Source organism: Chelativorans xinjiangensis, from assembly GCF_009812055.1.
Taxonomy (GTDB): Bacteria; Pseudomonadota; Alphaproteobacteria; order Rhizobiales; family Rhizobiaceae; genus Chelativorans; species Chelativorans xinjiangense.
The window spans coordinates 16,459-31,530 of record NZ_WQNH01000041.1 but is presented as its reverse complement, the minus strand read 5'-3'; the positions used below and the strand labels follow the sequence as shown (position 1 = coordinate 31,530).

16 protein-coding genes are annotated in these 15,072 nt (G+C 65.7%); 13 read left to right on the top strand and 3 right to left on the bottom strand.

Annotation, left to right across the window (positions count from 1 at the left end):
* The first annotated feature begins 17 nt into the window (after positions 1-17).
* The 4 genes from dxs to chrA all read left to right on the top strand — a co-directional run bounded on the left by dxs (position 18) and on the right by chrA (position 5,305).
* On the top strand, positions 18-1,931 hold the full coding sequence (gene dxs / locus GM910_RS20470; RefSeq protein ID WP_159590665.1) for a 1-deoxy-D-xylulose-5-phosphate synthase: 1,914 nt from the start codon (positions 18-20) through the stop codon (positions 1,929-1,931).
* 56 nt (positions 1,932-1,987) lie between these two features.
* Positions 1,988-2,740, top strand: coding sequence for a TlyA family RNA methyltransferase (locus GM910_RS20465; protein ID WP_159590664.1), 753 nt, complete (start codon positions 1,988-1,990; stop codon positions 2,738-2,740).
* Complete coding sequence (locus GM910_RS20460; protein WP_159590663.1) at positions 2,740-3,981, top strand: class I SAM-dependent RNA methyltransferase; 1,242 nt, start codon at positions 2,740-2,742, stop codon at positions 3,979-3,981. Before GM910_RS20465 ends, GM910_RS20460 begins: the two co-directional genes overlap by 1 nt.
* Before the next feature lie 106 nt (positions 3,982-4,087).
* Positions 4,088-5,305: a chromate efflux transporter gene (chrA, locus tag GM910_RS20455; protein ID WP_159590662.1), complete on the top strand. Its 1,218-nt coding sequence runs from the start codon at positions 4,088-4,090 to the stop codon at positions 5,303-5,305.
* Positions 5,306-5,333: 28 nt separating this feature from the next.
* On the opposite strand, the gene GM910_RS20450 is transcribed toward chrA, so the two are convergent.
* Positions 5,334-6,035, bottom strand: coding sequence for an NAD-dependent deacylase (locus GM910_RS20450; protein WP_159590695.1), 702 nt, complete (start codon positions 6,033-6,035; stop codon positions 5,334-5,336).
* Positions 6,035-7,450, bottom strand: a complete 1,416-nt coding sequence (gene tldD / locus GM910_RS20445; protein ID WP_159590661.1) for a metalloprotease TldD — start codon at positions 7,448-7,450, stop codon at positions 6,035-6,037. Before tldD ends, GM910_RS20450 begins: the two co-directional genes overlap by 1 nt.
* 115 nt (positions 7,451-7,565) lie before the next feature.
* Between tldD and GM910_RS20440 the strand changes: the two genes are divergently transcribed.
* Complete coding sequence (locus GM910_RS20440; protein ID WP_159590660.1) at positions 7,566-7,712, top strand: hypothetical protein; 147 nt, start codon at positions 7,566-7,568, stop codon at positions 7,710-7,712.
* A gap of 11 nt (positions 7,713-7,723) precedes the next feature.
* Here GM910_RS20440 and GM910_RS20435 read toward each other — a convergent pair whose 3' ends face one another.
* Positions 7,724-8,239, bottom strand: coding sequence for an invasion associated locus B family protein (locus GM910_RS20435; protein ID WP_159590659.1), 516 nt, complete (start codon positions 8,237-8,239; stop codon positions 7,724-7,726).
* Between the two features lie 333 nt (positions 8,240-8,572).
* Here GM910_RS20435 and coxB point away from each other — a divergent pair, with 333 nt between their 5' ends.
* The 8 genes from coxB (at position 8,573) to GM910_RS20400 (ending at position 15,013) form a co-directional block, all read left to right on the top strand.
* On the top strand, positions 8,573-9,448 hold the full coding sequence (gene coxB / locus GM910_RS20430; RefSeq protein ID WP_159590658.1) for a cytochrome c oxidase subunit II: 876 nt from the start codon (positions 8,573-8,575) through the stop codon (positions 9,446-9,448).
* 38 nt (positions 9,449-9,486) lie between these two features.
* The gene (gene ctaD, locus GM910_RS20425; RefSeq protein WP_159590657.1) at positions 9,487-11,139 is read left to right on the top strand and encodes a cytochrome c oxidase subunit I; all 1,653 of its coding nucleotides are present in this window, start codon (positions 9,487-9,489) and stop codon (positions 11,137-11,139) included.
* 66 nt (positions 11,140-11,205) lie between these two features.
* Positions 11,206-12,138, top strand: coding sequence for a heme o synthase (locus tag GM910_RS20420; RefSeq protein ID WP_159590693.1), 933 nt, complete (start codon positions 11,206-11,208; stop codon positions 12,136-12,138).
* Positions 12,139-12,142: 4 nt separating this feature from the next.
* Positions 12,143-12,301 carry a hypothetical protein gene (locus GM910_RS27010; RefSeq protein ID WP_201285559.1) on the top strand — a complete coding sequence of 53 codons (159 nt, stop codon included), beginning with the start codon at positions 12,143-12,145 and terminating at the stop codon, positions 12,299-12,301.
* A gap of 8 nt (positions 12,302-12,309) precedes the next feature.
* Positions 12,310-12,915, top strand: a complete 606-nt coding sequence (locus GM910_RS20415; RefSeq protein WP_159590655.1) for a cytochrome c oxidase assembly protein — start codon at positions 12,310-12,312, stop codon at positions 12,913-12,915.
* Between the two features lies 1 nt (position 12,916).
* On the top strand, positions 12,917-13,798 hold the full coding sequence (locus GM910_RS20410) for a cytochrome c oxidase subunit 3 (protein WP_159590653.1): 882 nt from the start codon (positions 12,917-12,919) through the stop codon (positions 13,796-13,798).
* Positions 13,799-13,880: 82 nt separating this feature from the next.
* Positions 13,881-14,267, top strand: coding sequence for a DUF983 domain-containing protein (locus GM910_RS20405; protein ID WP_159590651.1), 387 nt, complete (start codon positions 13,881-13,883; stop codon positions 14,265-14,267).
* A complete protein-coding gene (locus GM910_RS20400; RefSeq protein WP_159590649.1) occupies positions 14,264-15,013 on the top strand; it encodes an SURF1 family protein in 750 nt (249 codons plus the stop codon). The genes GM910_RS20405 and GM910_RS20400 overlap by 4 nt, the downstream gene beginning before the upstream one ends.
* Positions 15,014-15,072 lie beyond the last annotated feature (59 nt).

Below are 15,072 nucleotides of genomic sequence, written 5' to 3'. Positions count from 1 at the left end.
CAACGAGCGAGCAAAGCGTGAAATCGCCTCCCGAAACACCCCTCCTTGATCGTGTCCGCATTCCGGCGGACCTGAAAGGGCTCGACGAGAAGGACCTGCCGCAGCTCGCCGACGAGCTGCGCGCGGAACTGGTCGACGCCGTCTCGCAGACGGGCGGACATCTGGGCGCCGGGCTCGGCGTGGTCGAGCTGACAGTAGCGCTGCACTATGTCTTCGACACGCCGGACGACCGGGTCATATGGGACGTCGGCCACCAGGCCTATCCGCACAAGATCCTGACCGGCCGTCGCGACCGTATCCGCACCCTGCGCCAGGAGGGCGGGCTGTCGGGCTTCACCAAGCGCGCGGAGAGCGCCTACGACCCGTTCGGGGCAGCCCACTCCTCCACCTCCATCTCCGCCGGTCTCGGCATGGCCGTGGCGCGCGATCTTTCGGGCGGGCGGCGCAACGTGATCGCCGTCATCGGCGACGGCGCCATGTCCGCCGGCATGGCCTATGAGGCGATGAACAACGCCGGCGCGCTCGACGCGCGGCTTATCGTCATCCTCAACGACAACGACATGTCGATCGCCCCGCCCACCGGCGCCATGAGCGCCTATCTGGCGCGCCTTGCTTCCGGCCGCGCCTATCAGGGCATCCGCGACTTCGGCAAGAAGCTCACCCCCTATCTCGGCAAGAGCGTCGACCGCGCCATCACCCGCGCTGTCGAGCACGCGCGCGGCTATGTCACCGGCGGCACGTTGTTCGAGGAAATGGGCTTCCTCCACATCGGCCCCATCGACGGGCACAATCTGGAGCATCTCGTGCCCGTCCTAAAGAACGTGCGCGACCACGGCCACGGCCCGGTGCTCATCCATGTCGTCACCCAGAAGGGCAAAGGCTACGCCCCGGCGGAGGCGGCGGACGACAAGTATCACGGCGTCGCCAAGTTCGATGTCATCACCGGTGCACAAGCAAAGTCGCCGGCAAATGCGCCGAGTTACACGAAAGTCTTCGCGCAAAGCCTTACCCAGGAAGCGCGTGAGGACGAGCGCATTGTCGCCGTCACCGCCGCTATGCCGTCCGGCACCGGGCTCGACCTCTTCGGCAAGGAGTTCCCCGAGCGCACCTTCGACGTCGGCATCGCCGAGCAGCACGGCGTGACCTTCGCCGCCGGGCTTGCCACGGAAGGCTATCGCCCCTTCGCCGCCATCTACTCCACCTTCCTGCAGCGCGCCTACGACCAGGTGGTGCACGACGTTGCGATCCAGAACCTGCCGGTGCGCTTTGCCATCGACCGCGCCGGCTTCGTGGGTGCGGACGGCGCCACCCATTGCGGCGCCTTCGACATCGCCTATCTGGCGACGTTGCCGAATTTCACCGTCATGGCCGCTGCCGACGAGGCGGAGCTGAAGCATATGGTGCGCACGGCGGTTGTCCACGATGGCGGCCCCATCGCCTTCCGCTATCCGCGCGGCAACGGCGTCGGAGTCGAACTTCCGGAGCGTGGACAGGCGCTGGAGATCGGCAAGGGCCGCGTCATCCGCGAGGGCACCAAGGTGGCGCTTCTGTCGCTGGGCGGGCGCCTGGCGGAATGCCTCAAAGCGGCCGACGAACTGGAAGCCGCCGGCCTGTCGACAACGGTCGCCGACGCGCGCTTCGCCAAGCCGCTCGACGCCGACCTCGTAACGCAATTGGCGCGCGGGCACGAGGTGCTTCTCACCATCGAGGAGGGCTCCATCGGCGGCTTCGGCGCCCATGTGCTCCACTTCCTCGCCCACCGGGGCCTCCTGGAAAGCGGCCTGAAGGTGCGCCCGCTGGTGATGCCCGACGTCTTCATGGACCAGGCGAAGCCGGAGAAGATGTACGCCGACGCCGGCCTCGACGCCGCCGGCATTGTGCGCGCGGTATTCGCCGCACTTGGACAGGAGGAGCAGGTGGCGCGGGCTTGACCGGAGCCCATCGCGCCGCACTTGCCATCCCTGCCGTTATCCTTCACCGAACACCCATGACCACACCGACGACCCGTCTCCGCCTCGACCAGCTTCTGGTCGAGCGCGGCCTGTTTGAAAGCCGCGCCCGCGCCCGCGACGCCATTTTGCGCGGAACGGTGCGCGTGGAGGGCGCCGCGGCGGTGAAGCCGGGGCAGGCGGTGCTGGCTGATGCGGAAATCGCCGTGGACGATCCGGCGCAGCGCTACGTCTCGCGCGCCGCGCTCAAGCTCATCCATGGGCTCGACGCTTTCGGCCTCGACCCACAAGGCGCTCACGCGCTCGACATCGGCGCCTCCACCGGTGGCTTCACACAGGTGCTTCTGGAGCGCGGTGCGGCCCACGTGACGGCTATCGATGTGGGCGCCGATCAGATGGACGAGCGGCTGAAGGCTGATCCGCGCGTGACGTGCCTTGAAGGCGTGAACGCGCGCCATCTCACGCTCGAGGCGATCGGCGGGCGGCGGCCGGATTTCCTGGTCTCCGACGTCAGCTTCATCTCGCTGAAGCTGGCGCTGCCGCCGGCGCTTGAACTAGCCGCACCCGGCGCGCAGGGCCTTTTCCTCGTCAAGCCGCAATTCGAGGCGGGACGCGAGGCGATCGGCAGGGGAGGCCTGCTGCGCGCGCCGGAAAAGGCGGAGGAGGTCGCAAACGAGATGAGGGGCTGGCTGGAAACGAACGACGGCTGGCGTGCCGTCGGTCTCGTCCCGTCGCCCATCGAGGGCGGTGACGGTAACCGCGAGTTCCTGCTGGCCGGGCGGAAGGTGTGATGAACGAGACGCTGCGCATCGAAACGCTGGGTGCCCAGGGTGACGGTGTGGCCAACACGGCGGCCGGCCCCATCTACGTTCCTTTCGCGCTACCGGGCGAGACGGTGAAGGTCCGGGTATCGGGGCGGCGGGGCACACTTGTCGAGATCGACCAGGCCTCCGAGCGGCGTGCGGAGCCTGCCTGCCGGCATTTCGGCGCCTGCGGCGGCTGCGCCGTGCAGCATCTCGATAGGGAAGCCTATGCCGAGTGGAAGCGCGGGAAGGTCGTCAACGCTCTGCAAAGCCGTGGCCTCGGCGCCGATGTGGCGCCGCTCGTTGCCTGTCCGCCCGCCTCGCGCCGCCGCCTGGCTTTCACCGCGCGGGCAATGGGGCAGCGCATGCTGCTGGGCTTCAACGCTGTCCAGTCGCACCGCGTCGTCGATGTCGAGGAATGCCCGGTCGCCGATCCCCAGATCGTCGCTGCCCTTCCGGATCTGCGCCGGCTTGCCAGGTTGCTGGCGGCCACGCCAAAGCCCTTTCGCCTCATGGTCACGGCCACGCGCACCGGACTGGACATCGCGGCGGAGGGCGCCGGCAAGCTGAACGAAAAGCGCCGGCAGCAGGCGGTGGCGTTTGCGCTGGACAACGGGTATGCACGGCTTTCGCTCGACGGCGAGGTGCTGGTGGAGCGCCAAAAGCCGACGGTGCTTCACGGCGAGGTGCCGGTAAGTTTGCCGCCTGGCGGATTCCTGCAGGCGGTCGCTGTGGCGGAGGAGGTGATGGCCGGCCTCGTGGCGGCGCATCTGATGGGCGCGAAGCACGTGACCGACCTCTTCGCCGGCAGCGGCACCTTTGCGCTGCGGCTTGCCGGCGGCATGCGCGTCCATGCCGTGGAGGGCGATGCGGCCGCCCTGGCGGCGCTGGAGACAGCGGCAAGAAATACGCCCAGCCTGAAGCCGGTGACGACCGAGAAGCGCGACCTCTACCATCGCCCGCTGACGGCGAAGGAACTCGGTGCCTTCGACGGCCTCGTCTTCGACCCGCCGCGCGCCGGCGCCGAAGACCAGTGCAGACAGATCGTCCGTTCCGCGGTCCGCCGCGTCGCCGCCGTCTCCTGCAACCCCGGCACGCTCGCCCGCGATCTGGCGATCCTCGTTGAAGGCGGCTACCGCCTCGCCCGGGTGATTCCCGTCGACCAGTTCCTGTGGTCGCCGCATGTCGAGGTGGTGGCGCTTCTGGAAAGGCCAGGGAAACGCGGCTGAGCCGGAACCTCCTGCTCCACGCCTATACGTCGACCACCACCTTCGAATATACGGAACGCGAAAGCCCGCTCCGTGCGGGCTGCATCCACTTGCGAGACAATGAACGATGGACGACGCAAGGACGACGCGGCGCGAGAACCGGGGCGCCGAGGGCTCGGCCGGTGAAGTCCTTTCGGCCTTCCTCAAGCTCGGCCTGACGTCCTTCGGCGGGCCGATCGCCCATCTCGGTTATTTCCGCGACGAACTGGTGCTGCGGCGCCGGTGGATCGACGAGAAGGGCTATGCCGATCTCGTCGCGCTCTGCCAGTTTCTGCCGGGCCCGGCGTCGAGCCAGGTCGGCTTGGCGCTGGGGCTGTTGCGCGGCGGGCCGCTTGGCGCGCTGGCTGCCTGGGCCGCCTTCACGCTGCCTTCGGCGATCCTTCTGGTCCTCTTCGCCCTCGGTGCTGCCGCCTTCGGCGGGCCCATCGGCGGCGGCATCGTCTCCGGACTGAAGATCGTCGCCGTCGCCATCGTCGCCCAGGCCGTCTGGGGCATGGCGCGAAACCTTTGCCCCGATCGCAAGCGTGCCAGCATCGCGCTCGGTGCAGTGCTGGTGGTCGTTATCGTCGCCGGCTCCCTCGGCCAGATCGCCGCCATTGCTCTCGGTGGAGTGGCCGGCCTGCTTTTATGCCGGGCGGCCGGCGAGGAGGTCTCCGGGCATGTGAGTTTTCCGGTTTCGCGCGCCTTCGGGGCCGTTTCGCTCGCCCTCTTCTTCGCCCTGCTGTTCGGACTGCCCGTCCTGGCGGCCTTTTCTCAAGGGTCCGCGGTCTTCGACGCGTTCTACCGCGCCGGCGCCCTCGTCTTCGGTGGCGGCCACGTGGTGCTGCCGCTGCTGGAGGCGGAGGTGGTCCGCGGAGGCTGGGTATCGCCTGACGCGTTTCTGGCCGGTTACGGCGCCGCGCAGGCGGTGCCTGGCCCGCTCTTCACCTTTGCCGCCTATCTCGGCACGGTCCTGCAGCCGGCACCCAACGGGCTTGCTGGCGCCGCTATTGCCCTGATCGCCATTTTCCTGCCCGGCTTCCTGCTCCTGCTCGGTGTCATCCCGTTTTGGGACGCGTTCCGCAAGCGCCGCACCGCACAGGCGATGATGCGCGGCACCAACGCCGCCGTCGTCGGCATTCTCGGCGCGGCCCTTTACGACCCGGTCTTCACCAGCGCCGTCGTCGGGCCGCACGAGTTCGCGCTGGCGCTTATCTGCTTCGTGCTTCTGATGGCGTGGAAGGCCCCGCCCTGGGTCGTCGTATTGGTCGCGGCGATGGGCGGCGTGGTGATCGGTGTGACGTAGCCTTCGCGCTAGACGGCAAAAGGCGGTTCTATTTGCCTTTCAATAGCTGTTCGACATAGTCCGGCACCACCTGGCTGGCCGGCCCATGGATCGCCTCGTCGAAATCGCCGAACGTCTCCGAAGGCTCCAGATTGAGCTCCACCGTTCGCGCGCCGGCGCGGCCCGCCTCCTGCACGAATTGCGCCGCCGGATAGACGCTGCCACTGGTGCCGATGGCGAGGAACAGATCGCAGTCGCCCAGCGCCTCGTAGATGCGCTCCATGTGATAAGGCATCTCCCCGAACCACACGACATCCGGCCGCAGACCGCCGGCTTCATCGCAAGCGGGGCAGAGCACTTCTGTTGAAAGGTCCCCGTGCCACTCGTGCCGGGACCCGCAGCGGGCACAGAGCGCCTTGGTGAGTTCTCCGTGCATGTGGATCAGGTTCTTCGAGCCTGCCCGCTCATGCAGGTCGTCGATGTTCTGCGTGACAAGGGTCAATCGGCCCGGATGCTCGGCTTCCAGCCGCGCCAGCGCGCAATGCGCCGGATTGGGGGCAACCCTGGCCAATCCGCTGCGGCGCTGGTTGTAGAAGTCGTGCACCAGCGCCGGATCGGCGGCAAAACCTTCCGGCGTGGCCACTTGCCGGTAGTCGTATCGAGACCAGATACTGCCCGTATCGCGGAAGGTGTCGACGCCCGATTCGGCCGAGACGCCGGCGCCGGTGAGGATGACGATGGAGGCCGGCATCACGCCTGTGTGCCGCCCACCGTCATCTTGTCCATCCTAAGATGCGGCTGGCCGACGCCCACGGGCACGCCCTGGCCGTTCTTGCCGCACATGCCGATGCCGGTGTCGAGCTTCATGTCGTTGCCGACCATCGAGACGCGATGCATGGCGTCCGGCCCGTTGCCGATCAACATGGCGCCCTTGATAGGCCGGGTCACCTTGCCGTCCTCGATCAGGTAGGCCTCGGTGCAGCCGAAGACGAATTTGCCGGAGGTGATATCCACCTGTCCGCCGCCGAAAGAGACGGCGTAGACGCCTTTCTTCACCGAAGCGATGATCTCCTCGGGCGTCTTGTCGCCAGCCGTCATGTAGGTGTTGGTCATGCGCGGCATGGGCTCATGCGCATAGGATTCGCGCCGGCCGTTGCCGGTCGGGCGCATGCCCATCAGGCGGGCGTTCTGCCGGTCCTGCATGTAGCCAACCAGCTTGCCGCCCTCGATCAGCACATTGTGGCCGGATGGCGTGCCCTCGTCGTCGATGGTGAGCGAGCCGCGCCGCTCGGCCATGGTGCCGTCGTCGACGACGGTGACGCCCTTGGCGGCGACTTGGCTCCCCATCAGGCCGGCGAATGCCGAGGTCTTCTTGCGGTTGAAGTCACCCTCAAGCCCGTGGCCCACCGCCTCGTGCAGCATCACACCCGGCCAGCCATTGGCAAGCACGATATCGAAAGTGCCGGCGGGCGCGGGGACCGCCTCCAGGTTGACCAGCGCCTGGCGCAGCGCCTCCTCTGCGGCGAAACGCCAGGAATCCTCGGCCAGGAATTCGCCGAAACTCTTGCGCCCACCCATGCCGTAGGAGCCCGTCTCCTGCCGGTCGCCGTCGCCGACCACGACGGAAACGTTCATGCGCACCAGCGGGCGGATGTCGCGCGCGATTTGCCCGTCCGCGCGCAGGATCTCCACATGCTGCCAGGACGCTGCGAGCGAGGCCGTCACCTGGCGCACGCGCGGGTCCCTCGCGCGCAGCCAGCCGTCGATCTCCTGCAAGAGCTTCGCCTTCTCCTCGAACCCAGGCGCGGCGATGGGGTTGTCCTCGCCGTAAAGGCGCTGGTTGGTGCCGGATGGCGGCGCGGCAAGCGTGCCGGAATAGCCATGCTTGACGGTGGAGACGGCATCCGCCGCCCGCTTCAGTGCCGCCTCGGAAAGCTCGCTCGAATGGGCATAGCCCGTTGCCTCGCCGGCAACGGCGCGCAGGCCGAAGCCCTGGTCGGTGTTGAAGCTGGCAGTCTTCAACCGGCCATTGTCGAAGACCAGCGCCTCGCCTTCGCGGTATTCGAGGAACAACTCGCCGTCATCGGCGCCGGCGATCGTTTCCGAGACGATGTTTTTCAGCTTTTCCTCGGAGCAGTCGAACAGTTGCGTCAGGGCTTTTGTCATAGGGGGTTCCTTGCAGGCGGTTTGTTCCAATCTAAGGTGCCTGCTACCGTCGATCCAGTGTGGCAGGCGCCAAATTGGCTGCGCATGCATTGGGACGGCGACACGGAGAACCCGTATGCGGCCTGAAACCTGGATACCGATCGGCATTGCCATCGGCACCACGTTTGGCATCGCGGTCGATACCAAGAGCCTGCCCGTCGGCATGGCGATCGGCGCCGGAATCAGCGTCGTGCTCTACGCCTATGCGCGCGAGCGTGGGTAAAGGATCTACGTTTACGGGAGAGCGTCGAAGCCTTCGCCAAAGCCCTCAAGGTCGACCGGGATGCCTATACCCTCCTCGGGAGTCTGGAAGACGATGAAGGTGGCCGATTCGCCGTTCCTCAACTTTCCGAGAAGCGTATCCTCGAGGATCACCTCGGCATAGCAGCCGTCCTGGAAGCAGCGCACGAAATAGGCGCGGCCGATATCCTCGCCGTCGACGTAGAGGCCGAGCCCGTTGGGCAGCAGCACACCGAGCGGCGCCAGAACGCGCATGATCTCCGCCTTGTTGTCGGCGGTGCGCAGCACCGCTACGGACAAGCCCACCTCCGGCCTGTCCTCAGCCACCACGTTTTGCATCATGATGCACTGCTCACTGGCGGCACCGGCCGGCGTGTCGCAGAGGATCGACCAGGCGCCGTGGGTCGAGCGCACGGATCCCTCCTGCTGTTGCTGCTGCTGCGCGGCGGCGGGCAGGATGACGGCCAATGTTGTGGCGAGCACCGCCACCACACGTACGACCAACGGCATGATGAACCTCTTTTCCCCGACGAATCACGGCCACCTATCCTGACGATGCATGCCCGAAAAGGAAATAGCCATTCCAGGCGGCCTTTACCCAAAGCGCCGCCCACACTTGTTGTCGAATCGGTCAGAATTGCGGACAAGTCGGCACCGGCGGGGCGGCAGCGCAAAAATGCCGCATGCGACGTTCTACGCCTTTCTTGCGGTTCGCATGAGAGTATGATTTGAACGCGCCTGTATTGAACAGGTCTCGATGCGGCTTCTCGCCGGGCTGCAGGCTTTTGGCGTATCCGGCGCACCGCCGGCAGAAAGCGCATTGATCGGGAGATGACGAGGGTTATGAAGAAGTTTGTTGCGAGCCTTTGGGTCTTCGCGCTGTCGCTGGTCGCCACCGGTGCCCACGCCGCGCAACCCGAACCCTGGCAGGTACGGTTCCAGCCCGCCGCGACGGGCATCATGGAGCAGATTCGCTGGTTCGAGGCCTACACGCTGTGGTTCATCGTGCCGATCACCCTTCTGGTGATGGTGCTTCTGGCCTGGTGCATCGTCCGTTACCGCGCCAGTGCCAATCCGGTGCCCTCGCGCACCAGCCACAACACCCTCATCGAGGTCTTGTGGACCGTCGGCCCCGTGATCGTGCTTCTGCTTCTGGCCGTGCCCTCCTTCCAGCTTCTTACGGCCCAGTACACGCCGGAGGAAGAACCGGCCGTGACCATCAAGGCCACCGGCGTTCAGTGGTACTGGGACTACGAGTACCAGGACAGCGAGAACCCGCTCTCCTTCACCTCGCTGATGCTTCAGGACGGCGATCGTGCCGGCGCCGGCAAGGAGGACAGGACACAGTATCCGCGCCTACTTACCGTCGACAACGAAGTCGTGGTGCCGGCCGGTCAGACCGTGCGCATGCTGGTCACGTCCAGCGACGTGATCCACGCCTTCGCCATGCCGGCCTTCGGCATCAAGGCCGACGCGGTGCCCGGCCGCATCAACGAGACCTGGTTCAAGGCGGAGCGCGAAGGCCTCTACTACGGACAGTGCTCTGAGCTGTGCGGCAAGGACCATGCCTTCATGCCGATCGCCATCCGCGTCGTCTCGCAGGACCAGTACCAGAACTGGTACGCGGCCGCGCAGGAAGATCTGGGTGGCGCCTACAGGGCACTGACGGCGGCGATCGAGGATGGCAAGGGCGAAGACAAGGTCGCTGCCGCGGAATAAGCCGGGCGACGCTAAGGACAATTGGAGCGGTAGGAAACATGGCAGGCGCTGCGACTGAGACCCACCACGATGATCACAAGCCGAAGGGCTGGGTGCGCTGGGTGTATTCCACGAACCACAAGGACATCGGCACCCTTTATCTGATCTTCGCGATCTTCGCCGGCGTCATCGGTGGTTTCTTGTCGGTGATGATGCGCTGGGAGCTCGCCGAGCCGGGCATCCAGATATTCCACGGCCTGGCGTCCATGGTCTACGGCTATGAGGGTGCGGCGGCCATCGATGCCGGCAAGGAGATGTACAACGTCTTCACCACCGCCCACGGCCTTATCATGATCTTCTTCATGGTGATGCCGGCGCTCATCGGCGGCTTTGCCAACTGGATGGTGCCGATCATGATCGGCGCGCCGGACATGGCCTTCCCGCGCATGAACAACATCTCCTTCTGGCTCCTGCCGCCGGCCTTCATCCTGATGTTGCTCACCATGTTCGTGCCCGGCGCGGCCGGCAGCTATGGCGCCGGCACGGGCTGGACGATCTATCCGCCGCTGTCGACCGTCGGCCAGCCCGGCCCCGCGGTCGATCTCGGCATCCTGTCGCTGCATATCGCCGGTGCCTCGTCGATCCTCGGTGCGATCAACTTCATCACCACCATCTTCAACATGCGCGCACCCGGCATGACGCTGCACAAGATGCCGCTCTTCGCCTGGTCCGTGCTGATCACGGCCTTTCTGCTGCTCTTGTCGCTGCCCGTTCTGGCCGGCGGCATCACCATGCTCCTGACGGACCGCAATTTCGGCACGACCTTCTTCGCGCCGGACGGCGGCGGCGATCCCGTGCTCTTCCAGCATCTGTTCTGGTTCTTCGGGCACCCGGAGGTCTACATCCTCATCCTGCCCGGCTTCGGCATCGTCAGCCACATCGTGTCGACCTTTTCGCGCAAGCCGATCTTCGGCTATCTCGGCATGGCCTATGCAATGGTGGCGATCGGCGCCGTCGGCTTCGTCGTGTGGGCGCACCACATGTACACCACCGGCCTGTCGCTCGATGCGCAGCGCTACTTCGTCTTCGCGACGATGGTGATCGCGGTACCGACGGGCGTGAAGATCTTCTCCTGGATCGCCACCATGTGGGGCGGCTCCATCTCCTTCCGCGTGCCGATGCTGTGGGCGGTCGCCTTCATCTTCCTGTTCACGCTGGGCGGCGTGACGGGCGTGCAGCTCGCCAATGCCGGCCTCGACCGGGCCATGCACGACACCTATTACGTGGTGGCCCACTTCCACTACGTCCTGTCGATGGGCGCCGTCTTCGCCATCTTCGCGGCCTGGTACTACTGGTTCCCGAAAATGACGGGCTACATGTACAATTCCTTCGTCGCCCGGCTGCACTTCTGGATCACCTTCATCGGCGTGAACCTGATCTTCTTCCCGCAGCATTTCCTCGGGCTCGCCGGCATGCCGCGCCGCTACATCGACTACCCGGATGCCTTCGCCGGCTGGAACATGGTCTCCTCCTACGGCTCCTATCTGGCGGCGATCGGCGTGCTCGTCTTCCTCTACGGCGTGATCGAGGCATTCGCGAAGAAGCGCATCGCCGGCGCCAACCCATGGGGCGAGGGCGCAACGACACTGGAGTGGCAGCTTCCCTCGCCGCCGCCCTTCCACCAGTGGGAAGAGCTGCCGAGGATCAGGTAAACTGGAAAAACGGCGTGGCCCGGAACGGATGTCCGGGCGCGCCGGCTTTGAGTGAAACGTAGAAACATGGCGCTGGTCGAACGAAAGCATGTGGATGGAGACGTCGGCCGCCTCTCCGAGGCGACGGCGGGCGATTTCATCGCGCTTCTGAAGCCGCGCGTCATGTCGCTCGTCGTCTTCACCGCCTTTGTCGGCATGGTCTTGGCGCCGGCCACGCCCAACCCGCTTCTGGCTGTCATCGCCATCCTGGCGATCGCCGTCGGCGCGGGTGCGGCGGGCGCGTTGAATATGTGGTATGACGCCGATATCGACGCCAAGATGGCGCGCACGGCGGGCAGGCCTTTGCCGAGAGGGCGCGTGGCGCCGGGCGAGGCGCTGGGCTTCGGCCTCTTTCTGTCGGCGTTCTCGGTGATGACGCTGGGCCTGATGGCCAACTGGCTGGCCGCCAGCCTTCTGGCCTTCACCATCTTCTTCTACGTCGTCATCTACACCATGTGGCTGAAGCGCTCGACACCGCAGAACATCGTTATCGGCGGGGCCGCCGGTGCGCTGCCGCCGGTCATCGGCTGGGCGGCGATCACCGGCTCGGTGACGCTGGAAAGCCTCGTGCTCTTCCTTATCATCTTCCTTTGGACGCCGCCGCATTTCTGGGCGCTGGCGCTGTTCAAGACCGGCGACTACGCCCGTGCCGGCATCCCCATGATGCCGAATGTGGCCGGCGAGGAACACACCAAGCGGCAGATCTTCGCCTACGCCGTTCTGGTGGCCGCCAGCGGCGTTCTGCCGAGCGTTCTCGGCTTCGCCGGCATGGCCTACGGCGCCGTGGCGGCAGTGCTCGGCGGCGGCTTCGTCTGGTACTCCTGGCATGTGTTGAGGATGGATGAAGGCGACCGGGCGATGGGCCCGGCCAAGGCGTTGTTCGCCTATTCACTCGTCTATCTCTTCGCCATCTTCGCCGCTCTGCTCGTCGACGGCATGATCTCGCGCATTGGAGCTTGATGCGATGCCGGACGACGATCGTATCAGGCCGACGGAGAAAGAGTTGAAGGCGCGGCGCAACCGCTCCATCGCGATCGCTCTGGCGCTCGCCGCCTTTGTCATCATCGTCTATCTGGGCAGCCTCATGAAGCTGGGGCCGTCCTTGTTCGACCGGGCCATGTGAGGAGCGCGATGAGCACGACGAGTTCCGACAGCGCTCGCGACCGCCGCAACCGCGGCGTGGCAGTGCTCTGCGTCGGCGTATTCGCCGGCATGGTGGGGCTGTCCTATGCGGCCGTGCCGCTCTACCAGCTCTTTTGCCAGGTCACCGGCTACGGCGGCACGACGCAGCGGGTGGAGCAGTATTCCGACACCATCCTGGACCGCGAGATCACCGTCCGCTTCGACGCCAACACGAACGCCGCGCTGCCGTGGGAATTCAAGCCCAAACAGCGTCAGGTGACGATGAAGATCGGCGAGACGGTGGAGATCGCCTACGTGGCGCGCAACCTGTCCTCCAGGCCCACCACCGGTACCGCAACCTTCAACGTCGCGCCGGGCCTTGCAGGCGCCTATTTCAACAAGGTCGAGTGCTTCTGCTTCACCGAACAGGAGCTGCAGCCCGGCCAGTCATACGAGATGCCGGTGCAGTTCTTCGTCGACCCGGAGATCGTGAACGTGCCGGAATTGAAAGACCTGAAGGCGATCACACTTTCCTACACATTCTACCCGCTGCCTCAGGGATCGGTCGAAGCGCCGCGCCCCGAGGAAGCAAAGAACCAGAAGATCGAGGGATAACATGGCTGGCGCCCACGCAAAGCACCACGACTACCACATCATCGATCCGAGCCCCTGGCCATTCATCGGCTCGGTCGGCGCGCTTGTGACGGCCATCGGCGCCATCGCCTGGATGAAGGCAGCGCAGGGCGCGACCTTCCCGCTCTTCGGCATGAACCTTGCGGCCGCCAATTTCTGGCTCTTCCTGGTCGGCATGCTGATCCTGCTCTACACCATGTTCGCCTGGTGGAGCGATACCATCAAGGAAGCCCAGGAGGGGCATCACACCAAGGTGGTCTCGCTGCATCTGCGCTACGGCATGATCATGTTCATCGCCTCCGAGCTGATGTTCTTCGTGGCGTGGTTCTGGGCGTTCTTCGACGCCAGCTTGTTCCCGGGCGAGGCGGCCCAGGTTAGCCGGGCCGAGTTCACCGGCGGCGTCTGGCCGCCGCAGGGCGTCGAGGTTCTCGATCCCTTCCACCTGCCGCTCTACAACACAATCATCCTGCTCCTGTCCGGCACCACCGTCACCTGGGCGCATCACGCGCTCCTGGAGAACGATCGCAAGGGGCTGGTCTCCGGCCTGGCGCTGACCGTGGCGCTCGGCCTTCTGTTCACCAGCGTTCAGGCCTACGAGTACCTGCACGCGCCTTTCGCCTTCCGCGATTCGATCTATGGCGCGACTTTCTTTATGGCGACGGGCTTCCACGGCTTCCACGTCATCGTGGGCACGATCTTCCTGGCCGTGTGCCTGTTGCGTGCCATGGCCGGTCACTTCACGCCGCGGCAGCATTTCGGCTTCGAGGCTGCCGCCTGGTACTGGCATTTCGTTGATGTCGTGTGGCTGTTCCTCTTCTCCTTCGTCTATGTGTGGGCATCGGCTGGCGCGACGATTGCACATTGACCGACGAAGACCGCAATTTGTGGTGGGGGCGGCCGCGACGAACGGCTGCCCCCTGTCTTTTTAGTGAAACGGGAAACGTGCGATGAGTGAAGACAAGGCCATCTGGCCGCCGGTCGATCCGGTCCGCGCCGGGCTCTCCGGCCGCTGCCCGCGCTGCGGCGAGGGCAGGCTCTTCTCCGGCTTCCTGAGCATCGGCAAGCGCTGCGCCAATTGCGGGCTCGACTACGGTTTTGCCGATTCGGGCGACGGCCCGGCTGTCTTCGTCATCCTCATCATCGGCTTCATCGTCGTCGGCCTTGCCCTGTGGCTGGAGGTGACGACCGGCGCGCCGCTCTGGTTGCATTTTCTGCTGTGGGTACCGCTCACATTGGCGCTTTCGCTGACGGCACTTCGGCTGATAAAGGGGCTTCTCATCGCCCTGCAATACCGGAACAAGGCCGCCGAGGGGCGGTTGGAAAAGGCGGAATGAGTGTAGCCGAGCACGACACCGGCCCCCGCGGAAGCTTCCTGCTTCTCGCCATCAGCATCCCCATGCTGGTGCTTCTCCTGGTGCTCGGCACGTGGCAGGTCAAGCGCCTGCAATGGAAAGAAGGGCTCGTCCAGCGCATCGAGGAGCGGATTGCCGCCGCGCCAAGGCCGCTTGAGGAGGTTGCCCGCCTCAACGCCGAGGGCGGCGATGTCGACTACCGCCCGGTGGCGGTCACCGGTTCATTCCTGCACGGGGCGGAACGGCACTATCTCGCCACCTGGCATGGCCAGTCCGGCTTCTTTGTGCACACGCCGTTGCGGCTCGCCGACGGCCACTACATCTTCGTCAACCGCGGCTTCGTGCCGTATGACCGCAAGGACCCGGCCACCCGTTCCGAGGGGCAGGTGCCCGGGAGTGTGGAAGTCGGCGGCCTCGCGCGCACGGCACCGGCGGAGAAACCTTCCTTCATCGTGCCCGACAACGACACGACGAATAACATCTTCTACTGGAAGGACCTCGGCTCCATGGCCCGCTCGGCCGGGCTTGCCGGGGAGAAGGTCTACCCCTTCTACGTCGATGCCGACGACGCACCCAATCCCGGTGGCCTGCCGGTTGGCGGCGTCACCCGCATCGATCTGCCGAACAATCATTTGCAATATGCCGTCACTTGGTACGGCCTGGCCTTTGCGCTCGTCTGCGTCCTGGGCTACTGGTTCCTGCGCCGTCGCGGCGCGGGCGACACTTGACACTGGCCGCCGGCAGCAACCACTTTCCGGGCGGGACGACAGGAGTTTTTTTGAGGCGA